The sequence below is a fragment of the Novosphingobium chloroacetimidivorans genome (assembly GCF_014204535.1).
In the GTDB taxonomy this organism is placed as follows: Bacteria; Pseudomonadota; Alphaproteobacteria; order Sphingomonadales; family Sphingomonadaceae; genus Novosphingobium; species Novosphingobium chloroacetimidivorans.
Genome location: NZ_JACHLR010000005.1, coordinates 237,238 through 257,417, shown reverse-complemented (window position 1 = coordinate 257,417; position 20,180 = coordinate 237,238). Strand labels below are relative to the sequence as shown.

Here is a 20,180-nt window from a genome sequence, read left to right as displayed (position 1 = left end):
ATGAGAGTGCGTGCAGGCTGGGGAAAACCTGCACGCACTTCCGAAGGCACCCAGGGTTTTCCCGGATGCGTCAGTACTTGATGCCCAGCGTCAGGCCGTAGCTGCGCGGCTCGCGTGCGTTGCCGAAGGCGAACAGACCGCCGACGGTGAAGCCGTGCGTGGGTCCGCGATCGTCGAGCAGGTTGCGGCCGAACGCGGTCAGGTGCGCTTCGGTGTTGCCGAGGTTGAACCGGGTGGTCAGGCTGGCATCGAGCAGGTTCTGCTTGTCGGTGCGCACCCGCGGGTCGTTGCCGGTGACGATCGCGGGACCGGTGGTGGTATTGCCGGTCAGGCCCCCGATCGAGATCTGCTGGTCGTAGCGGCCGATATAACGGTAACCCACGTTACCCACCACTTCACCGAACGATGTGGGCACCGTATAATTGGCGCCGAACGATGCGGTCATCTTCGGATTGTAGATCAGGTCGTTGTTCGAGAAGTCGAACGGGATCACCGCGCCGGTGACGGGAGAGATGCCGCCGACGATGAAGTCCTTGAACTTGGATTTCAGGAACCCGACCGCGCCGGTGATCGCCAGACCATCTGCCGGCTTGAGGGTGAAGTCACCCTCGATGCCCTTGATCGTGGCAGAGCCGACATTCGACGTGACCGTCTCGTTCTGGGTGGCGCACGTCGAGCAGAAGATGTTGTTGTTCTGCTGCAGGTCCTTGTACTTGGACACGAAGCCGGCGAGATTGACCTGGAGCATGCCGTCCATCAGGTCGAACTTGCCGCCCACTTCGTAGCTGTCGACCGTCTCGGGGCCATAGGCGCGGCTGGCGCTCGCGGCCGAGCCGGCACGCGGGCTGAAGCCGCCCGAGCGGTAACCGCGCGACCAGGAGGCGTAGAGCATGACGTCGTTGCTGGGGCGATAGTCGACGCCGATCTTGGGCGTGAACTTCTTGAAGCTGTCCGAACCCTGGCCGATCAGCACGCCGCCAAAGGCATTGCTGAGCGCCTTCTTGTCCCGCGTGAAGCGGCCGCCGAACGAGAGGCGGAACTTGTCCGCGAAGGCCCAGTTGAAATCGCCGAAGACGGCTACCGAGCGGGTCTTGCCCTCCACGTGCTGCGGGTTCTGGTCGAACACGCGCGGGTCGACGCCGGGGCTGAAGCCGAAGACGCGGGTGAACTGGTCCAGCTCGTAGTTAGAGCGGAAGTAGTACGCGCCCACGACATAGTCGAACTTGGGCGTCAGATTGCCGGCTGCACGCAGCTCCTGGCTGAACTGGTCGTACTTCTGTCCGCGGTAGACATAGTACAGGTCGGTCGAGCTGCCGTCGAAGTCCTGCGTCTGCGCTTCCTTGGACTCGCGATAGCCGGTCACCGAGGTGAGCTTCACATCGCCCACGTCCAGGTTCATCTCGAGCGTTGCGGCAGGCGCGCTGTAGCGGCCGGTGTTCGGCTCTCCGAAGACGGTGTAGAGATCGTCGGTGTTGTTGCGGTTGCACTGCTCCGCCGGCGCAAGGCCGCAGAACAACTCGCTGGAATTGGTGAGAACCGAGACCACCGGATCGAACTTCTGGACCTGCTTTTCCAGGGTCAGCAACGCTTCGAAGGTGTCGGTCGGCGTGGCCAGCAGGCTCAGGCCGAAATTCTCGTTGTTCGACCCGCCACGGCGGCGGCCATCCTGGGCCTGGCGGTACCACCCGTCGGATTCGTTGTGGAAGTAAAAGCCCTTCAGCGCGAGGCTGTCGCCCAGCGGCACGTTGACCACTGCGCGGGTGGCGAGCGTGTCGAATTTGCCGTAGGAGACCTCGGCCTTGACGCCGAGCTTGCCGGTGGGCCGGCTGCGGCGGATGCTGATCACGCCGCCGATGGTGTTGCGGCCGAACAGCGTGCCTTGCGGGCCGCGCAGGACTTCGATCTGCTCGATGTCGAAGAAGTCGAAGTACTGGCCGGTGCTGGTGCCGATGAACACGCCGTCGACGACCACGCCGACGGTCGGCTCGGCCGATTTCTCGACGTCGGCATATGTCAGGCCGCGGATGGAAAGGTTGGCCGCGGCGGCGCCAGACGCCTGGTTGGTGATGATCAGGTTGGGCGCGGTGCCCATCAGGTCGCCGATGTTGATTGCCGCCTTGTCCTCGATCATCGCCGCGTTGACCGCGGTGATGGCGACGGGCGTGTCCTGCAGCGTTTCCGAGCGGCGGCGCGCCGAGACGATGATCTCGTTGCTGTCGACCGATGCGGTCTCGGCAGGGGCGTCCTGTGCGATCGCAGGCGATGCGATGCAGGTGAGCGCGCTGGTGGTGAGCGCGAGCTTGACGAGCGCGGCCGACCACGCTCCGCGGTTGTATGCGGATGCCATCAGTGTTCCTCCCGGGCGTGGCGCAGAATTCTTCGGCGCCTTCGCTTCATCATCACTATGCATCCGATCGTCGCAGCCCCTAACTGACGATTTGCATAGGTGCGGGTGACGCGCGAAGCATCGATCACGTGCGTACTTCCCAGGAGATCGATGCCATGGACCAGAACCGCCGCTTCCTGCTCGCACGCAGGCCGCAGGGTGAACCTGTTCGCGAGGACTTCGCGCTCGTCACTCAGCCGATCCCGGCTCCTCCGCCCGGCGGGCTGGTGGTGCGCAACCGCTTCGCCTCGCTCGACCCTGCACAGCGCGGCTGGATGGACGATGCGGAAAGCTACATGCCGCCGATCCCGCTCGGCGATCCGGTGCGCGCGACGACGGTGGGTGTGGTCCATGCGTCGGACAACCCTGACTTCAGAGCCGGACAGTGGGTCATGGGGCTCAATGCGCTGGAGGACTATTCCGTGGCGGTGCCCGGCGGCTTCACCATGCCGATCGATGTGGATGCGGTGGCCTCTCCCTCCAATTACCTGTCGGCGCTCGGAGCCGTCGGCCTCACGGCCTACTTCGGACTGGCGGACGTCGCCAAGCCGCAGCCTGGCGAGACGCTGCTGGTGTCGGGCGCGGCAGGCGCGGTCGGATCGGCCGTCGGCCAGATCGGCAAGATCATGGGCTGCCGCGTGGTCGGCATCGCCGGCGGACCCGACAAGTGCCGCCGCCTGATCGAGGACTACGGGTTCGACGCGGCGATCGACTACAAGGGCAAGGGGCACGAAGAACTGGTCTCGGCGATCCATGCCGCGGCCCCGGATGGCGTGAACGTCGTGTTCGAGAACGTGGGCGGAGCGGTGCTGGAGGCGGAAGTGTTCGCGCTCGCCCACCACGCCCGCATCGTGCTGTGTGGCCTGATCAGCGAATACAACGCGACCGAGAAGCACGGGCTGCACAACTTGTGGCAAATCCTGGCGCGCAGGGCGACGATCCACGGCTTCCTGATCGCCGACTACGCCCATCGCTTTGCCGAGGGTGGTGCGCAGATGGCGCAGTGGCTCTCACAAGGAAAGCTGCGTGCGGACGAGGATGTGCAGGAAGGCCTTGAGAACGCCTATGATGCGTTCATGCGGCTGTTCTCCGGTGCCAACACCGGCAAGCTTGTGCTCAAGATCGCATGACAAAGCGGCGGCTCCGCACGGAGCCGCCGCATAAATCGTGCGCCGAAGTGCACGCGCGTCAGAACTGGACGCGCTTGGTGTATCCGCCGTCGATGATCACGTTGGTGCCGGTCGTATAGGACGATGCCGCGCTGGAGAGGAAGACGATCGTCCTGGCTACCTCCTCCGCGCCGCCCCAGCGGCCGAGCGCGAACGATGCCTCGGTGGCGTCGTAGAGTTCGGGCGCGGCCTGCTGGATGGCTTCCCAATTACCGCCGGGGAACTTGATCGGACCGGGCGAGACGCAGTTCACGCGGATGCCTTGCGCGCCGACTTGCTGGCCGAGCTGGCCCGAATACGCGATCAGCGCGGCCTTGAGGGCGTTGAAGGCCTGGGGCACGATGAATGTCTCGGTGCCGGCGGTCGATCCCATGATGACGATGGCGCCGTCGCCCGATTTCTCCAGGTACGGCAGCAGGGTTTCGCAACCCAGCACGGTCCCCTTGATGTCGGCGTTGAAGCAGGCTTCCCAGTCACCGGTCGCGCCCGAGCCGGAGGCGCTGGCGCCGGGAACGAAGATGTCGCATCCGCCCAGCCGGTCGGCCGCCGACTTCAGCCAGGCAATGTAGGCTTCGTGGTCCAGCATATCGAGCGGCTCGCCGATGACCTTGCCGCCATGACGGGAGAGCACTTCCACGGTTTCGGCGACCTGATCGGCATTTCGAGAGAAGAACGCCACGTCGCAGCCTTCCTCGGCGTAGATCTCAAGCGCGGCGCGGCCGATTCCGCGGCTGCCGCCGGTCAGAATGACCTTCTTGCCTTTCAATCCCAGATCCATGGTGCCTCTCCTTGTTATCGCACGATCGTTCGATGGCATGTTCGACCCTGCAGCGTGTGGCGGCCACTCCTATTTTGGTCAGGACGGTGCTGCCAAGCGCCATGCTAGCCCGGCGCAAAGGCGATGGAGAGAGCGATGGGCAGGCTGGACGGCAAACGCGCGGTGATCGTCGGGGCAAGCAGCCCGGACAACATGGGCCAGCACATCGCACGGCGCTTCTTGGCGGAAGGCGCGCAAGTGCTGGTGTCCGGGCGCAAGGAAGACGTGCTGGCGGACTTCGCCTCGTCGCATGGCTGCCCTTACGCCGTTTGCGATCTCACCGATGAGCAGAGCTTGGACGATCTCGGCCAGGCCTCAATGGACCAGTTGGGCGGTATCGACATCGCCATCAACTCGACGGGCTGGGGCCTGCTCAAGCCGTTTCTGGAGACCACCCACGAAGAGCTGATGGGCCTCACCATGCTGCAGTACGTCGGACCGTTTCACTTCTTCCAGGCGATGCTGCGCCGCATGGCGCACAGTCATGGTGGAACCGGCGGTTCGCTCATCCAGATCAGCTCGGCCACCGCGACGATCATGCTGAACGATCATGCTGCTTACATGGGTACCAAGGCCGGTACCGATCACGTCGTGCGTTGCATCGCCCACGAGTTCGGCAGCGAGGGTGTGCGCGCCAACTCGATCTCGCCGGGGCTGACCGATACGCCGATGACGGCGGATGCGATGCAAGTGCCGGGCTTGGCCAAGGCGTTCCTGGCGGGTTATCCGCTGGGACGCATCGGCACATCGGACGACATCGCCGCGGCCGCCGTGTGGCTCGCCAGCGACGAATGCTTCATGACCGGCGAGAACCTGCAGGTAAACGGCGGCCTGACCTTGCGGCGCAATCCGATGAACAGCGAGCTTGCCGCCGCCATCGCCGCTGCCGCCGGCTGATCTCAGTCGGCAACGCCTTCGACCAGCGCCTTGACCTCCAGGCGGAGCATGTCCTTGCGCACCTTGCCCGAGGCGGTGCGTGGCAGGTCTTCGCGAAACTCGAAGCGCTCGGGGATCTTTTGGCGTGCGAGCCCGCTACTGGCGACGTGCTCGGCCAGTTCGGCGGCTGACGGAGCATCGCCGCGCGCAACGACGTAGGCGCATACCCCTTCGCCGAGCCGCGCATGCGGCATCGCGACGATCGCGGCTTCGCGAACATGCGGATGGGCGTGCAGTACGTCCTCGATCTCCTTGGCGGAGATGTTTTCGCCGCCGCGGATGATCAGGTCCTTCTTGCGCCCGGTGATGGTAACTGCGCCCTGGGGCGTGCGAACGCCGAGGTCACCGGTGCGGAAGAACCCGTCGGGCGTGATGGCCTCGTTGGTCTGCGCTTCGTCGGCGTAGCCCAGCAGCATGGCGGGCCCGCGCGCCAGGATCTCTCCTTCGGCGCCGTCCGGCAGATCGCGATCGTCGCCGTCGACGATCCGGACTTCGTAGTCGACGATGGCGCCGTCGGTGGTGGCCGCGAGGTGCTCGTCGCTTGGCCATCCGAACGAGACAAGCGGCACCTCCGACGCTCCGAACACCCGGAAGGCCCGGCATTGGGCGAAGGCAGCGTTGGCCGCAGGGATTAGGTCGCCCGGCACTGCCGCTCCGCCACACGCAAAGAAGCGCAGCGAGGGAAGCGTCTTGCCGCTGTCGCGAGCTGCGGCCGCCAGTTCGACCAGGAAGGGCGTTGCCGCAACCGTCCCTACCAGACCGTGCCGGTCGATCAGCGTCAGCGCCGCTTGCGCGTCCCAGCCATCCATCAGCACCGTACGCGTGCCGCAGACGAATGGCGCCTCGAGGCCGTTGGCATAGCCGGACACGTGGGTGACCGGGGAAGGCATGAGCGTCGCCTCGCCCGGAGCCAATCCCCAGAAGGTCCCGCTCTGACGCAGCACGCGCGCGATCGCGACGTGGCTGTGCAGCACGCCCTTGGGGCGCCCGGTCGTGCCCGAGGTGTAGAGCACCATCTTCACGCCCAGCGGGTCCACTTTCGGCCGTGCAAACGCGGCGCCGCGTCCCTCGGCCAAGAGCGCGGCATAGTCGTCTTCGCCTTCGCCGCGCACGGTGAAGACATGGCGCAATCCAGGCAACTCGCTGGCGAGACGCCGCGCCATGGCGGTGTAGTCGAACTTGCGGGCGCCGCCGGGCACGAACAGCGCGCTGGCGCCGCAGTCGGCCAGCATCTGGGCGACCTCGTGATCGCGGTAGATCGGCACGATGGGGTTAACCACCAGGCCTGACATTGCCGCTGCCAGATTGATCACCAGCGCCTCGTGCCAATTCGGCACCTGGAACGCGAGCACGTCACCGGCCCGCATCCCGCGCGCATGGAGCGCCGCGCTCAGCGCCTCGGCATCGGCCAGCGCCTGCGCGCGCGTGACTTCCACCACCCCATCGATCGCCAGCACAAAGCCCAGATCGTCGTGCGCCAGGGCTTCGGCATGTTCGGCGATCGTGCGCTCGTCCCACAAGCCGGTGCCGGCGTAGCGCTGCAGGTGCGGGGGCGGGGTCGCGAGCCACGCCCAGGGCTTTTTTGTCCTCTCCATCATGGCAAAGGCCTGCCCCGCCTCAGGGGAGCGGCCAACTGGCCAAAGTGTCAAGGCTCGCAGCCCGACCTAACACCTTGAGCAGCTTGCGAGGCCGCTTGCCGCGCGACATTCTGGTGCGGGATAAGATGTGTCGAGAGGACGTCATTTGGACCGGGTACAGCAGGTTGGCGATGTCGCCGAGATCATGCTCGATTATGTCGAGAACAAGAAGACCTTCCAGACCGACAGCACCTTCAAGGTCCCGACCCAGAGCTATACCGATCCCGACCAGTTCAAGGCGGAAATGGAGCTGGTGTTCAAGCGGGTGCCGCTGATGCTGGCGTTCACCGCCGAGCTGCCGAACCCGGGCGATTACAAGGCGATGGAGGCGATTGGCCTGCCGGTGCTGATCTCGCGAGACAAGCAGGGCAAGGTGCGCGCCTTCCTCAACGTCTGCTCGCATCGCGGCGCGCCGGTCGCAGCCGACGGGCATGGCAATTGTGCACGCTTCACCTGCAAGTACCACTCGTGGACGTATGGGCAGGACGGACGGCTGATCGGGATATCGGAGGCGAGCACCTTCGGCGATGTCGACAAGAGTGCGATGGGTCTGCGGCAGCTGCCGTGCGAGGAGCGCAGCGGCATGATCTTCGTCTGCCTCACACCCAACGCGCCGATGGACCTCGACAATCACTTTCGCGGCTTCCTGGAGGATTTCGACGCGCTCGATTTCGCGAATTGGACCTATCTCGGCAGCCGTACCATCGAAGGCGCGAACTGGAAGGTCGCATACGACGGCTACCTGGAAGGCTACCACTTCCAGTCGCTGCATCCCGAGACGATCTTCCCGCGCACGCCATCCAACTGCACGCACTTCCAGGGTTTCGGCCCCAACATGCGCATCGGCTTTCCGCAGCACTCGATCGGTGAGCAGCTCAAGGACGTGCCGCGGGCAGAGTGGGGCACGCGCGAGAACTATGGCTACGACTTCGTGCGCATCTTCTTCCCCAACGTTTCGATCTTCATCGCGCCGGAGATCACGCAGGTCGCCCAGCTGTTTCCCGGGCCCACGCCCGATCGCAACCGTACGGTGCTGAACTACCTGCGCCGCGAGCCAGTCAAGGACGATGCCGACCGCGAAGGCGTCGAAGCCGCCATGAACTTCTTCCGCGACGTCACATACCAGGAGGATTACGTGATCGGGCTTGAGATCCAGCGGGGCCTGGAGTCCGGCGCGCACGACGAACTCGTGTTCGGCCGTAACGAGCGCGGCAACCAGTACTTTCATGAATGGCTCAACTGGTACCTGGAGGACGACGCTTCGCAGCCCGAACCGCGGATGTAGGCGGGTGCGCAAGCTTTCGCTCGCATCGGGCGTGCTGCCCGAGTTCGGCGCTCTCGACGTGGTGCGTGCGGGCGCCGAGGCGGGCTTCGATGCGGTCGGGCTATGGGTCGATCCCGACAGCTGGAGCGCTGCGGACACCATCGCCGCCAAGTCGGCACTGCGTGGCACGGACCTCGACTTGCTGGATGTCGAAGTCGTCTGGCTGAAGCCGGACACTCGCTTGGACGCCCATCGCAAGCTCATCGACGTGGGCGTGGAACTCGGCGCGGCCAACGTGCTGTGCGTCTCCTCCCATCCCGACGCGGGGACAACCGCCGAGCAGTTGGCGGCGCTCTGCCGGCAGGCGGAAGGGACCCAGTTGCGGGTGGCGCTGGAGTTCGGGATCTTCACCGCGGTCCGGGACCTGAGGGCGGCGTTGGCGGTGATCGAACGCGTGGCGCACCCGACTGCCGCCGTGTTGGTCGACCCGATCCACGTCGATCGCTCCGGCACTACAGTGGCGGAGGTTGCTGCGATCGATCCCGCGTTGCTATCATACGCGCAGTTCTGCGACGCGCCTGGGGCCCGGCCCGGTCCGAACGACTTCGATGCAGTCATCCACGATGCGATCGACTTGCGCAGGCAGTGCGGAGAGGGCGCGCTTCCGCTGAAGGCGCTGCTGGAGGCACTGCCCGCAGACATACCGCTCTCGATCGAGCTGCGCTCGGCTGCGCTGCGCGAAGCCTACCCCGATCCTACGGCCCGAGCGACCGCCGTGCTCCAGGCGACCCGCGCCTGGCTCGGCCCTCGCTGAGCCGAGGCTACCAGGCGTGCGGCTCGCCGTTCCACTTGTAGAACCCGCCTGACATCTCGGGCGTGAGCCCTTCCGCCAGCGCGACGATACCTTCGGCGCTCTCCTGCGGGGTGAGGTCGGCTTGCGGTCCACCCATGTCGGTCTGCACCCAGCCGGGGTGCACGCTGATCGCGATCACCCCGCGATCCTTGAGGCCCAGCGCCAGCGAGAGCATCAACCTGTGCAGCGCGGCCTTGGACGCCGAATAGGCCTCGAACCCGGGAGAGGGCCAGGTGGAGGCGCCGACCTGGCTGCCGAAGCTGACGATGCGCGATCCGGCGACGAGGCGCGGGTTGAAGGCTTGGAACACGCGCATCGGACCACTGACATTGACGTTGAACACGTCCGCCCAATCGGCAAAGTCGGCGTTCTCCAATTCGGATTTGGTGCTGCCCGACACGCCGGCGACGTTGTAGAGCAAGTCGATGGTGTCGCGGCCAGTGTCGGCCGCGCCCGCCTTCACCGACGCGTCGTCGCCGACATCCATGGTGTGGACGGAGAGCAGGCCGTTCGATGCGGCCGCCATGTCGTTGAGCTCGTCGGTCCGGCTGGGATCGCGCACCAGCGCATAGACCCTGTCGCCTTTTGCCAGGTGCAGGCGCACAAGCTCCAGCGCGATGCCGCGCCCTGCACCGGTGATTGCCACGTTCGCCATCATCGTCTCCCGAAACCGTCAGCCTCATGTGGTGACGGACCTTGGCGCCATGCACCTGTTTTTTATCGCAGGTGAGTGGCGGGGGCACGCGGCAGCATAACGCTGGCAAAACCGCGCCGACGCACACGTCGGCGAAATGGATCGAAAAAGCGGCGGGCGCCCGCGCGGCCCCGCGAGAGGATCAGGATCATGAACGTTCAAAGCACCGTTTCGCGCTACTCGCCCGAGTTCGACATGCCGGTGCGTGGCGACACGATCACCGCCGAGCGCTACATCTCGAAGGGTTGGATGGATCTTGAGATGAAGAACGTCTGGCCCAAGGTCTGGCACCTGGGCGGCGTTCTCGCCGACCTGGAAGAGCCCGGGGACATCATTCGCCACAACTTCGCCAAGGAGTCGGTCATCATGGTCCGGCAGGAGGACGGCTCGATCCGGGCGTTCTACAACTCCTGCCCGCACCGCGGTAACCGGCTGGTGCTGGGCGAGGCGACCAGCGTGCCGCGGATCGTGTGCAGCTATCACAACTGGACGTTCGACTTGGACGGCACCCTGGCGAAAGTGCAGGATCCCGAGGACTTCGCGGGCGGGAGCCCGTGCGGACGCGTCCACTTGTCCGAGCTGCGCTGCGACACCTGGGGCCCGTTCGTGTTCTGGTGCATGGACGACGATGTGGCGCCGTTGCACGAGTGGCTGGCCCCGTTCCCCGAGCGGCTGGCGGGCTACGGCCTGGACAACTGGGTGCGCGTCCTCAACCTCTCGGTCGACTGCGAGTTCAACTGGAAGATCATCCGCGACAATTTCAACGAGAGCTATCACCTACCCACCATCCATCCGGAGCTGGCGACCTTCATCAACGACGGCCTGCCCGACACCCTGTTCGAGATGTACCCATCGGGTCACAATTCGATGTGGATGAAGGGCCACCAGGCGACCACACGTGCCGACTATCACACCACGGAGGTGCCTGCCCCGCTCGACCAGATCGCCCGCGCGTGGGACATCGATCCGGCCCAGTACCACGGCCGCACCGGCGATCTGCGTGCCGCGGTGATCGAAGCGAAGCGACGGCTGGGCCCTTCGCGGGGGTTCATCAACTACGACAGCATGACCGACCAGCAACTGGTCGACTACTTCCACTGCACGCTGTTCCCCAACCTCACGCTGACGATGAGCCCGGAGCAGATGCAGGTTTTGCGCACGGAGCCGCACCCGACCGATCCCGAGAAGTGCGTGTTCCAGCACTGGTGCCTCTATCCGCCCGTGGCAGGCATGCGCGAGGTGGTGACGCCGATCGGCTCCGTTCCGCTGCGGCACGATGCGGTGGCGCGGCACTCCGTCTATGGCGATGGCGTCTCGGTGGGCTTCGTCGCGGATCAGGACCTGTCGATCGGTACCAGCCAGCAACAGGGCCTGAACTCGCGCGGGTTCAAGGGTTGCATCCTGCCCGATCAGGAGAAGCGCGTGCAGCGCTTCCACGAACTGCTCAACGACATGGTGCGCCCCGGCGGCTGAGGCGCCGGTGGTCCCTAGCGTCACGCCACAGTTTTTGGTGCGCGGCCAGCAGCCTCCGCCATAGATCGGCTCGACGCCGCAGACGAAGTAGATCTGGACCGTAAAGCCTATCAGCTCGAAGCGGCCCAGATGTTCGCGCATGGCCCTGTCTGAGCTGTGCGCGAAGTGCTGGAGCAAGGCGGCCTCGCGCTCCCACCCCTCGTAGACGTGGATCAGTCCGGGGTCGAGCGGGTCGACGGCCCCGCCTCAAGCACCCCGGGGCACGACGACGTCATAAGCCTTGTTGGCCAATTTCTCTCTTCTACGGCCTTATATGCCCGCCTCGATCAGACCTGGCTGAAGCCTCCGTCCATCACGAGTTCGTCGCAGGTCATGTAGCTGGATGCGTCCGAGGCGAGGAACACGACGCCGCCCGCCATCTCCTCGGGGCGGCCCAGGCGGCCGATCGGGTGCGAGGCGTTCATGCCGGCCAGCGCCGCTTCGCGCGAAGGAGCGGCGCCCAATTCGACGTAGCGGGCCATGATCGAATCCAGCATCGGCGTGTCGATGCCGCCCGGGTGGACCGAGTTGACGCGGATCTTGTAGCCGAGCGCCGCGAACTCCGCGCCCAGGCATTTGCTGAGCATCTTGATCGCGGCCTTGCTGACGCAATAAGCCGCATTGAAGGCCGCGCCGCGCAGACCGCCGACGCTGGAAAAGTTGATGATCGAGGCGCCGCCGACGCGGGCCTGACCGCCTTGCTTGAGCAGGTCGAGCAGCACTTGCGTGCCGATGATCGCGGAATCGACGTTGATGCCGTTGATTCGATGAAATTCGGAGAGGGGCGTGTCCTCGAACTTGGTGACGATGGAGAAGCCGGCGTTGTTTACCAGCACGTCCAGTCTGCCGTACTGGTCACGTACCAGTTGCTCCACCGCGCGCCAGTCGGCCTCGCTGGTGACGTCATGGCGCAAGTAGTGATCGGCGCCGTCGATCTGTGCATCGTCCTTCAGATCGGTCGCGATCACGACTGCGCCCGCGGCCTTCATGTCCTTGACGATCTCACGGCCGATGCCGCCGGCAGCGCCGGTCACCACGGCGATCACATTAGGGAGGGCGATGGTCATGGCGTCGTGATCTCCGGTGAAGTTATTGCGCGGTCCAGCCGCCATCGATCACCAGCTCGGCGCCGGTCATGTAGGAGCTGTCGCTGGACGCAAGGAAGAATGCGGCGCCGGCGAGTTCGGCGGGATCGGCCAATCGTCCCAGCGGCGTCTTGCCGGCCATCATGTCGACCAGGTCCTGCGTCTGGTTGGCGATGCCCTTGTCCACCCAGCGCTGGAAACCCTCCTGCAGCAGCGGCGTGACGACGAAGCCGGGATGCAGCGAGTTGGCGCGGATCGGCATCCGCTTCTCGGCGAATTCCAGCGCGATCGATTTGGTGAACAAGCGCACCGCGCCCTTGCTGGCATTGTAGCCCGACACCTCGCTGAGGCCTACCAGGCCCATGATAGAGCTGACGTTTATGATCGAGGCGCCGCCCTTCACGTCGGCGCCGCTGCGCTCCAGCAACGGCACGAAGGTACGCACGCCGAGGAACACGCCGTCGACGTTGATGCTCATGATCTTGCGCCAGTCGTCGAGCGAGGTCGCGGCGACGGGGCCGGTCAAGTCGATGCCGGCGTTGTTGACCAGCACGTGCAGCTTGCCGTGGCGTTCGGTCACGGCCGCAAGCACGGCCTGCCAATCATCCTCGCTGGTGACATTCGCCTGCACGTAGCTGGCGGCCTGCCCAAGCCTGCCGAGCGTGCTCGTGACGGCATCGCTCTCGGGGGCCGAGAGGTCGGTCAGGACGACTTCGGCACCCTCGGCCACGAAACGCTCGACGCAAGCAAGGCCGATGCCTCGCAATCCTCCGGAGACGAGCGCGACGCGCCCCTTGAGACGCTGCGATCCCAGGTCCATCATACGCCGTTCATTCCTGCCGTGGACGCGCCGTCCATCGTGAACTCGCTGCCCGAACAGAACCGGGCCTCGTCACTCGCCAGCCAGGCCACCATGCCGGCGACTTCATCGACCTGAGCCATGCGGCCGAGCGGTGACAGGCTCTGGTAGGCGGCACGGGCGGCGGCAGGATCGGCGGATTTGTCGATCAGGTTCACGATCAAGGCGGTCTCGACAACGCCCGGCAGCACGGCGTTGACCCTGATCTTGTACTTGCGATTGCCGGCATGCACCGCGGCGGACTTGATCAGCGCGATCACCGCTGCCTTGGAGACCGAATAGGCGCAGAAGTTGCCCATCGCGCGGTGCGCGTTCATGGACGAGTTGACGATGATCGAGCCGTCCGGTCCGTCAGAATTGCGCGCCATCGCCCGCATCGCGTGCTGCACGGTCAGCATCACGCCGGTGAGGTTCACGTTCATGACGTTGTTCCAGCCGTCAATGGTGATGTCCTCGATGCTGGCGTCACCGCTCTCGGTGCCGGCATTGGCAAAGGCAATGTCGAGCCGTCCGTGGCGTTCCAGGATCGTGTCGATGAGTCCGTCCCATGCCGAGGCATCGGTGACGTCGTGCTTGATGAACTGCGCGCCCGTCGCGGCACAGACGGCGTCCGCGGCCGCCTGGTTGGAGCCGGTGAACACCACGCGCGCCCCTTCGGCGCAGAGGCGCTCCACCGTTCCCGCGCCGATACCGGAGGTTCCCCCGGTTACCAGCGCAACCTTGCCTTCAAGCCGCTGCACGGCATTCTCCCAAGTCTTATCCGATGGCGAGCATGACCCATTGCTGCGCGGCCCGGCAACCTATGACTTGAGCAAGGTGACCTGAGGCTCCGGTTAAGGCAGACATATCCCAAATAGAAGTACGTTTTGGGAGTACGATAAAGATGGCCGAGCGCGATCCCGCCCTTGCGACCAAGTCACAGCTGGAAACCCCGGCATCGGAGGGTCTTGGCGCCGACCGCAGCAAGGGCATCAGCTGGTCCGAGCTGATGGCGCGGGACTCGCGTCCGGCACCCGCGATCCTGACCGAGGAGAGCTACACATACCGTGGGTCCGAGCCGATCCCGGGGGAGCGCTACACCAGCGAGGACTTCGCGAAGGCGGAACGGGAGCGGATGTGGCCCTACGTCTGGCAGTTCGCCGCGCGTGAGGAAGACCTGCCCGAACCCGGCGACTTCGTCGTCTATGAGAACGCCGGGCGATCCTACCTCGTCAGCCGGCAGGACGATGGCTCGATCCGCGCCATGCACAACGTCTGCCTGCACCGCGGTCGCAAGCTGCGCACCGAGGAAGGCACGACCGACAAGTTCGTCTGCCCGTTCCACGGCTTTGCCTGGAACAAGGACGGCAGCTTCAACTCGATGCCCTGCCAGTGGGACTTCCCGCACCTGAGCGAACAGAGCCTTGACTTGCCCGAGGCCGAGGTCGGCCGGTGGCAGGGCTACGTGTTCATCCGCGAGGAGAAGGGCGGCCCAACCCTGGAGGAGTTCCTGGCACCGCTGCCCGAGCACTTCAAGCGCTGGCGGCATGACGAGTGCGCCAGCGTCATGCGCGTCGCCAAGGAAGTCCCTGCCAACTGGAAGGTGGTGATGGAGGCCTTCATGGAGGCCTGGCACACCATCGTCACCCACCCCCAGCTGCTGCCCTTTACCGGCGACTCCAATGCCGCCTACTGGACCTGGGGCGACAACGTGAACGTCAACCTGGTGCCCTTCGGAGTGATGAGCCCGCACATCGAGGAAGGGCAGGGCGAGCAGTGGATCGTCGACCAGTTCATCCGCTATAATGGGCGCTCGGCGGACAACTACGAGGAAGCCGCAAGGGACAACCCGATGGCGATCGCGGTCCCCGATGGCGTGAGCGCGCGAGCCGCTCTGGGTGAGGCCATGCGCAAGGCCTATACCGCTTCGACCGGCTACGATCATGCCGACGCGACGGATGCCGAGCTGCTCGACGCGCTGGTCTACAACGTCTTCCCCAACTTCTCGCCGTGGGGCGGGTTCATGCCCAACGTCGTCTACAACTGGCGCACCGGCAAGACGCCGGACACCTGCATCATGGAAGTGCGCATCCTTTCGCGCATTCCCAAGGGCCAGCCGATCCCGCGCGGCGCTCCGCTCAAGATGCTGCGCCTCGACCAGAAGTGGACTGAGGCGCCGGAGCTGGGCATCCTGGGCGACGTGTTCGAGCAGGACATGGACAACCTGCCCTATGTGCAGGAAGGCCTGCACGTCTCGAAGACCGGCAACATCAACCTGGGCAACTACCAGGAAATCCGCATCCGCCAGTTCCAGGACACGCTGATGAAGTACATCGGCGGCGAGCTTGGTGGCTGGAAGCAGGACTGAGCGGATGGCGGAGCAGGACGAGGGCGCAGGCCGCCCGCCGCGGATCAACTGTGTGCTCGTGTGCGGCGGCGTGTGGCACGACATGGATTTCGCCCGGCTAGAGCTGCTCAAGCTGCTGGGCGAGGACCCCGCCGTCCGTACGCGCGTGTTCGAGGATTACGAGAACCTCGACGCGCTGCGCCAGGCGGACATCTTGATCACCTATACGTGCGACGTCACGCCCTCGCTGGCCGCGCAGGAGGTGCTGCGTGACTGGCTGGCGGCGGGCGGACGCTGGTACGCGCTGCATGGCACAAACTCTGTGCTGCGCCTGCTGTCCGAGGGCCCCGGTGCGGGGCTGTGGGATGCGCCGCGCTGGGCGCCGCTGTTCATGGACCTGCTCGGCTCGCAGTTCCTCTCCCACCCTCCGATCGCGCCTTACACCGTCACCGTTGCCGATCCGAGCCATCCCTTGGTGTCCGGAGTGGAGCCGTTCCAGACCACCGACGAGCTCTACCACATGGAGACGCACGGGCACCTGCACGTCCTGCTGGAAGCCGAGTGCACGCAGCAGGGCACTGGCTTCGTCGAGGCCGCGGATGCGCCTGGCACGCACCCGGTGATGTACCTCAAGGATCACGGCGCCGGCGCGGTGCTCTACAACACGCTTGGGCATTGTCGCGGACACTACGACCTGCAGCCGATGATGGACTGGTGGCCCACCGTCGACCGCTGCGCCTGGGACTTGCCGGTGTTCTACGATTTGCTGCGCCGTGGCATCGCCTGGCTCAAGCAGCGCCAGCCCGCAGATTGATCAGGCTCTTCGGGTCGCACCAAGAGCGATAGCGGGAAAGAGAAGGGCGGCCGCATGATGCAGGCCGCCCTCCAGTCGGGGTGAAGCTGTCAGTTGAGCACGCCGGCGTAGCGGTCCAGGGTCGCCTGCGGGCTCTCGGGCCAGCGCGAGAGGACCAGCAGCCGCTTGTGTCCGGCGCCGATCGCAAGTTCGTCGGTGATGCCCATGCCGCCGTGGAACTGGATCATCTCATGACCCAGATCGAGCGAGGTGCGGGCGATGAAAGCGCGGGCGCCCTGGACGGCCTTGCCGAAGTCTGCGCTGCCGCTCGACACCAGGGCGAGGTTGAGGAGCGCGCGGGCCTGCTCGATCACGGCGTACTGCGCGACCATGCGGTGCTGGATCGCCTGGAACGAACCGATCGCCGCGCCGAACTGGCTGCGGGTTCGCAAGTAGTCGATCGTGTCGCCGAACAGCCGCTCCATGATCCCCAGCCCTTCGGCGCTGCGGGCCAGGTCGGCCGTCTCGTTCGCGGCATCGATCGCGGCTAGGCCGTCTTCTCCAGCGCGGTCTAGCTTGTGGTCGGCGCCGATCACGACATCGTCCAGTGTCAGCGCCACCGCGACGCTGCCGTCGGCCATGTGCCATGGGCGCTGCGAGGCACCTGGCTGCGTGGCAGGAACAAGGAACAGCGCCACGCCGGTGCGATCGCCCGGCTCCCCGTGGATGCGTGCAGGGACGATGAAGGCATCGGCACCGCCGCCCGCGGCGCAGAACGGCTTGGTGCCGCTGAGCCTCCAGCTGTCGCCTTCGGCGACTGCTCGTGTCTCCAACCAGGAAAGTCCGTCCCGCGCGCTCTCGTCCAGCGCTGCGAGCGCAAGGCGTTTCTCGCCCGAAACCAGCGCCTCGATCCAGGCTTCCAGCAACGGCTCGCGCGCGGTCATCGCGAACAGGCGGCCTGCCATCATGACGGACTCCGCCAGGGGCTCGACCACTAGGCCACGTCCCAATGCCTCGAAGACGATGGCGATGCCCGTGGCGTCGAGCCCAAGCCCGCCCAGATCCTCGGGGAACGGCGCCGCGATCAGGCCGAGTTCGCCCAGCAGTTGCCAGTTGCTGGAAGAGAACCCGCAAGGCTCCGCCAGGAACGCGCGGCGGCTGTCGTGGTCGTAGCGATCGGCGACGAACCGATCGGCCAGCGCCTTCAGCATTTCCTCGTCTTCGCTAAGATCGAAGTTCACAATCCACTCCCGGTATCCACCGGCGGTGATACCATCGCGTCCCGCGCCCTTGCTGCTGAGCAAAAGACTAGTCACACCCATGCCCAACCTGGTGCACGCGATTGTGCCCCCCGACCGCGCGGTCTAAGAAGGCTTGGGAGAGAAGCTTAATGGCGCTGTTATCACAGGATCACATCGACGCTGTGCGCGTGAAGTCGGCTGCCGGGGTGCGCTCGGCTGCCGAGGCGCTGCATGCGATCGCGCAGGAACTGGGCATGCGCGTCGCACCCGCGCACGACATCGCCGACAAGCGCACGCCTGTGGATGCCGACGGCGGTATCCTGGCGACCGAGGTGTTCGGCTGGGACACCGACGAGCGGGTCTGGTGGCGCAACTCGCGCATCGCGCTCGACAGTCCGCTGACCACTGCCTGCCGGTTCGAGAGCCAGCCGTTCTGGGTCAACGCCAATGGCTTCCGCACGCGCGAGCCGAACGCCTATCTCACCTCCATCGACCTCTCCAACTTCGAGAACCGCGCGATGACCTGGGCCGCGATTGGCGTGCCCGTTCACCTGCCGTTCGGTCAGATCGGCGCGGTCAGCTTCAACCCGCTGGATCGCGGCAAGACCGATCTCAGCGAGGAGTTCGAGCTCTACTCGGACGCGCTGGGGCTCTATGCCCGCACCTTCATCGCCACGTACGTGCAGGTGATGGGTTCGGCCCAGGCGCTGCCGTCGGGCTCGCGCCTGTCCAAGCGCGAGGTCGAGTGCCTGCGCTGGGCGGCGATCGGCAAGACCGATATGGAGATCAGCATGATCATGTCGCGCAGCCGGGCGACCGTGCGGTTCCACATCCACAACGCCGCGACCAAGCTCAATGCAGTGAATCGCAGCCAGACGGTCTTCAAGGCCGCGCAGCTGGGCTACATCTCGCTTCAGAAGTGATCGGCTAACTCGCGCGGAGGCTTCACAGCGGCACGATCCTCCAGCATCAGCTGCGCGCCGCGCAGGCCTAGCGCCATGGCGGGGGCATTGGTGTTGCCGGTGACGTGACCGGGCATGACCGAGCAATCCGCCACCCGCACGCCCTGAACTCCGTTCACCCGTAGCCTCGGGTCAACCACGGCTTCCGGATCGCTGCCCATGCGGCACGAGCGGATGGCGTGGAGCCCACAGCTCGAAAGGCGCCGGAACATGGCGAGCACGTCCTCGTCGCTCTGCACTTGCGCACCCGGCACCAGTTCCGCGCCGACCATCCGGTCGAGCGGCGGCGCTGACATATAGGCGCGCATCTTGCGTACCAGCGCGATGGCGGAGGTGCGGTCGTGCTGCGTGCTCAGGAAGTTGTGCAGGATGTGCGGTGCAGCTTCAGTCGTAGGCCCGGTGGCGCGAACGCTGCTCTCGCTGGTGAGGCGCAGCAGCTGGCCGTAGATTGTCACGCCCGGCCTGGGATCGATCTTGTCGAGCGGGACGGGATCCTTGTCGTCGCCGACCTTGAAGGTGTAGCCGCCCAGATAGAACTGCGCGTCGGTGCGGCCGTCGGGATGCGCGACGTTGCAGAACGCGCCGACCTCGAAAGGCCCCGTCGCCAGCACCCCGTCGCGGCGCAGCAAATAGCGCAGCATCGCAAGAGCCGCGCCCAGGCCGAAGAAGCTTTTGTTGGTGCCCTTGCCATGGTCCAGCCGGAACGGCATCGACAGCGACAGGTGCTCGATCATCCTCTCGCCGACATCGGGTGAGTGCGCCACCAGCGGGATGCCGGCGAGCGCCAGCCGACCGGCATCGCCGATGCCGGATCGCTGCAACAGGAGAGGGCTTTCCATGGCCCCGGCGCTGACGACGATCTCGCCGGCGCAGTCGAAGCGCTGTGGCTTTCCGTCGACCGTGACGTCGATGCCCACCGCGCGGATGCCATCGAACACGATCCTCTCCGCCGTGACCCCTGTCATCACCGTGACGTTGGGCCGCCTGCGCGCCGCCGCCAGGTAGGTGCGCGCCGAAGATTCACGGCGGCCTTTGCTGATGTTGTGGCTGTAATAGCCGACGCGAGGCCCGGCGGTGGCGTTGAGATCGTCGACCCGCCGCAGGCCCAGCGCCTCGCCGGCCTCGATCATGCGCTCGGCAAGAGGGTAGGTGTAGCAGGCGGGATCGACGCGCACGAGGCCGCCGCTGCCGCGCATTTCGGAAGGGCCCGCCTTATGGTCCTCAAGCTCGAGAAACGCTGCGGTCATGCTGGCGCCGTTCCAGCCGGTCGCGCCGGCCTCGTCCTCCCACGCATCGTAGTCCGCTGGCTCGCCCCGGCTCCAGATCATGCCGTTGATCGAGGATGAGCCGCCCAGCCCCTTGCCGCGGATCCACACTTCGCCCGCGCCGGGATCGTTGGCGCCTTCCTCGCGCGGTTGAGCGACGTGGTAGGCCCACATGTGCTCAGGCTTCTTGACCAGCTTGGCGACGCCCTTGGGCAGCGTGACCCAGAAGCTGTCGTTCTCACCGCCCGCTTCCAGCACCAGGACTTGCGAGCGGCCGTCGGCGCTCAGCCGCTCGGCCATGACACAACCAGCGCTGCCGGCCCCGACGATGATGTAGTCCCATTGCTTGCTCATGGCTTGCGCTCTCCCGGCGGCATGGGT

The 20,180-nt window shown here is 65.7% G+C and carries 17 protein-coding genes; 8 read left to right on the top strand and 9 right to left on the bottom strand.

Translation table 11 applies throughout. From position 1 onward, the window contains the following. Positions 1-70: 70 nt before the first annotated feature. The gene (locus HNO88_RS08410) at positions 71-2,347 is read right to left on the bottom strand and encodes a TonB-dependent receptor (protein WP_184244005.1); all 2,277 of its coding nucleotides are present in this window, start codon (positions 2,345-2,347) and stop codon (positions 71-73) included. Between the two features lie 155 nt (positions 2,348-2,502). Between HNO88_RS08410 and HNO88_RS08405 the strand changes: the two genes are divergently transcribed. Beyond that, positions 2,503-3,516: an NADP-dependent oxidoreductase gene (locus HNO88_RS08405; protein ID WP_184244074.1), complete on the top strand. Its 1,014-nt coding sequence runs from the start codon at positions 2,503-2,505 to the stop codon at positions 3,514-3,516. A gap of 58 nt (positions 3,517-3,574) precedes the next feature. Here HNO88_RS08405 and HNO88_RS08400 read toward each other — a convergent pair whose 3' ends face one another. Beyond that, positions 3,575-4,333, bottom strand: coding sequence for an SDR family NAD(P)-dependent oxidoreductase (locus tag HNO88_RS08400; protein WP_184244003.1), 759 nt, complete (start codon positions 4,331-4,333; stop codon positions 3,575-3,577). Positions 4,334-4,468: 135 nt separating this feature from the next. Between HNO88_RS08400 and HNO88_RS08395 the strand changes: the two genes are divergently transcribed. After that, entirely contained in the window at positions 4,469-5,269 is an 801-nt protein-coding gene (locus tag HNO88_RS08395; RefSeq protein ID WP_184244001.1) for an SDR family NAD(P)-dependent oxidoreductase, read from the top strand. A 2-nt stretch (positions 5,270-5,271) separates the two neighbouring features. Here the strand turns inward: HNO88_RS08395 and HNO88_RS08390 are convergent, their stop codons facing one another. Next, positions 5,272-6,906: an AMP-binding protein gene (locus tag HNO88_RS08390; protein ID WP_184243999.1), complete on the bottom strand. Its 1,635-nt coding sequence runs from the start codon at positions 6,904-6,906 to the stop codon at positions 5,272-5,274. Between the two features lie 184 nt (positions 6,907-7,090). Here HNO88_RS08390 and HNO88_RS08385 point away from each other — a divergent pair, with 184 nt between their 5' ends. Together HNO88_RS08385 and HNO88_RS08380 are read left to right on the top strand one after the other, a co-directional pair. Further along, positions 7,091-8,230 (top strand): aromatic ring-hydroxylating oxygenase subunit alpha, encoded by a 1,140-nt coding sequence (locus HNO88_RS08385; protein WP_184244072.1) that lies wholly within the window; start codon positions 7,091-7,093, stop codon positions 8,228-8,230. A 4-nt stretch (positions 8,231-8,234) separates the two neighbouring features. After that, entirely contained in the window at positions 8,235-9,023 is a 789-nt protein-coding gene (locus HNO88_RS08380) for a sugar phosphate isomerase/epimerase family protein (RefSeq protein ID WP_184243997.1), read from the top strand. Positions 9,024-9,030: 7 nt separating this feature from the next. Here the strand turns inward: HNO88_RS08380 and HNO88_RS08375 are convergent, their stop codons facing one another. After that, positions 9,031-9,717, bottom strand: coding sequence for an SDR family oxidoreductase (locus HNO88_RS08375; RefSeq protein ID WP_184243995.1), 687 nt, complete (start codon positions 9,715-9,717; stop codon positions 9,031-9,033). A 189-nt stretch (positions 9,718-9,906) separates the two neighbouring features. Between HNO88_RS08375 and HNO88_RS08370 the strand changes: the two genes are divergently transcribed. Next, on the top strand, positions 9,907-11,229 hold the full coding sequence (locus tag HNO88_RS08370; RefSeq protein ID WP_184243993.1) for an aromatic ring-hydroxylating oxygenase subunit alpha: 1,323 nt from the start codon (positions 9,907-9,909) through the stop codon (positions 11,227-11,229). 326 nt (positions 11,230-11,555) lie between these two features. Here the strand turns inward: HNO88_RS08370 and HNO88_RS08365 are convergent, their stop codons facing one another. The 3 genes from HNO88_RS08365 to HNO88_RS08355 are packed head-to-tail and all read right to left on the bottom strand — an operon-like array spanning position 11,556 to position 13,952. Next, positions 11,556-12,335: an SDR family NAD(P)-dependent oxidoreductase gene (locus HNO88_RS08365; RefSeq protein ID WP_184243991.1), complete on the bottom strand. Its 780-nt coding sequence runs from the start codon at positions 12,333-12,335 to the stop codon at positions 11,556-11,558. Positions 12,336-12,357: 22 nt separating this feature from the next. Next, on the bottom strand, positions 12,358-13,176 hold the full coding sequence (locus HNO88_RS08360) for an SDR family NAD(P)-dependent oxidoreductase (RefSeq protein ID WP_376768760.1): 819 nt from the start codon (positions 13,174-13,176) through the stop codon (positions 12,358-12,360). Beyond that, entirely contained in the window at positions 13,173-13,952 is a 780-nt protein-coding gene (locus tag HNO88_RS08355; protein ID WP_184243987.1) for an SDR family NAD(P)-dependent oxidoreductase, read from the bottom strand. The genes HNO88_RS08360 and HNO88_RS08355 overlap by 4 nt, the downstream gene beginning before the upstream one ends. Before the next feature lie 143 nt (positions 13,953-14,095). On the opposite strand from HNO88_RS08355, the gene HNO88_RS08350 reads away from it, so the two are divergent. Both HNO88_RS08350 and HNO88_RS08345 read left to right on the top strand, forming a co-directional pair. After that, a complete protein-coding gene (locus HNO88_RS08350; protein ID WP_184243985.1) occupies positions 14,096-15,559 on the top strand; it encodes an aromatic ring-hydroxylating oxygenase subunit alpha in 1,464 nt (487 codons plus the stop codon). Between the two features lie 4 nt (positions 15,560-15,563). Beyond that, positions 15,564-16,352 carry a ThuA domain-containing protein gene (locus HNO88_RS08345; RefSeq protein WP_184243983.1) on the top strand — a complete coding sequence of 263 codons (789 nt, stop codon included), beginning with the start codon at positions 15,564-15,566 and terminating at the stop codon, positions 16,350-16,352. Positions 16,353-16,441: 89 nt separating this feature from the next. On the opposite strand, the gene HNO88_RS08340 is transcribed toward HNO88_RS08345, so the two are convergent. Next, complete coding sequence (locus HNO88_RS08340) at positions 16,442-17,572, bottom strand: acyl-CoA dehydrogenase family protein (RefSeq protein WP_184243981.1); 1,131 nt, start codon at positions 17,570-17,572, stop codon at positions 16,442-16,444. Between the two features lie 149 nt (positions 17,573-17,721). Here HNO88_RS08340 and HNO88_RS08335 point away from each other — a divergent pair, with 149 nt between their 5' ends. After that, entirely contained in the window at positions 17,722-18,495 is a 774-nt protein-coding gene (locus HNO88_RS08335; protein ID WP_184243979.1) for a helix-turn-helix transcriptional regulator, read from the top strand. Here the strand turns inward: HNO88_RS08335 and HNO88_RS08330 are convergent. Beyond that, complete coding sequence (locus HNO88_RS08330) at positions 18,486-20,153, bottom strand: GMC family oxidoreductase (RefSeq protein ID WP_184243977.1); 1,668 nt, start codon at positions 20,151-20,153, stop codon at positions 18,486-18,488. The two genes, HNO88_RS08335 and HNO88_RS08330, sit on opposite strands and share 10 nt — an antisense overlap. Positions 20,154-20,180: the final 27 nt, after the last annotated feature.

Bases quoted from the DNA above. Each gene is read 5' to 3' on its own strand.
- HNO88_RS08410 (WP_184244005.1), bottom strand. From the start codon at position 2,347: ATGGCATCCGCATACAACCGCGGAGCGTGGTCGGCCGCGCTCGTCAAG.
- HNO88_RS08405 (WP_184244074.1), top strand. From the start codon at position 2,503: ATGGACCAGAACCGCCGCTTCCTGCTCGCACGCAGGCCGCAGGGTGAA.
- HNO88_RS08400 (WP_184244003.1), bottom strand. From the start codon at position 4,333: ATGGATCTGGGATTGAAAGGCAAGAAGGTCATTCTGACCGGCGGCAGC.
- HNO88_RS08395 (WP_184244001.1), top strand. From the start codon at position 4,469: ATGGGCAGGCTGGACGGCAAACGCGCGGTGATCGTCGGGGCAAGCAGC.
- HNO88_RS08390 (WP_184243999.1), bottom strand. From the start codon at position 6,906: ATGATGGAGAGGACAAAAAAGCCCTGGGCGTGGCTCGCGACCCCGCCC.
- HNO88_RS08385 (WP_184244072.1), top strand. From the start codon at position 7,091: ATGCTCGATTATGTCGAGAACAAGAAGACCTTCCAGACCGACAGCACC.
- HNO88_RS08375 (WP_184243995.1), bottom strand. From the start codon at position 9,717: ATGGCGAACGTGGCAATCACCGGTGCAGGGCGCGGCATCGCGCTGGAG.
- HNO88_RS08370 (WP_184243993.1), top strand. From the start codon at position 9,907: ATGAACGTTCAAAGCACCGTTTCGCGCTACTCGCCCGAGTTCGACATG.
- HNO88_RS08365 (WP_184243991.1), bottom strand. From the start codon at position 12,335: ATGACCATCGCCCTCCCTAATGTGATCGCCGTGGTGACCGGCGCTGCC.
- HNO88_RS08360 (WP_376768760.1), bottom strand. From the start codon at position 13,176: ATGATGGACCTGGGATCGCAGCGTCTCAAGGGGCGCGTCGCGCTCGTC.
- HNO88_RS08350 (WP_184243985.1), top strand. From the start codon at position 14,096: ATGGCCGAGCGCGATCCCGCCCTTGCGACCAAGTCACAGCTGGAAACC.
- HNO88_RS08345 (WP_184243983.1), top strand. From the start codon at position 15,564: ATGGCGGAGCAGGACGAGGGCGCAGGCCGCCCGCCGCGGATCAACTGT.
- HNO88_RS08335 (WP_184243979.1), top strand. From the start codon at position 17,722: ATGGCGCTGTTATCACAGGATCACATCGACGCTGTGCGCGTGAAGTCG.
- HNO88_RS08330 (WP_184243977.1), bottom strand. From the start codon at position 20,153: ATGAGCAAGCAATGGGACTACATCATCGTCGGGGCCGGCAGCGCTGGT.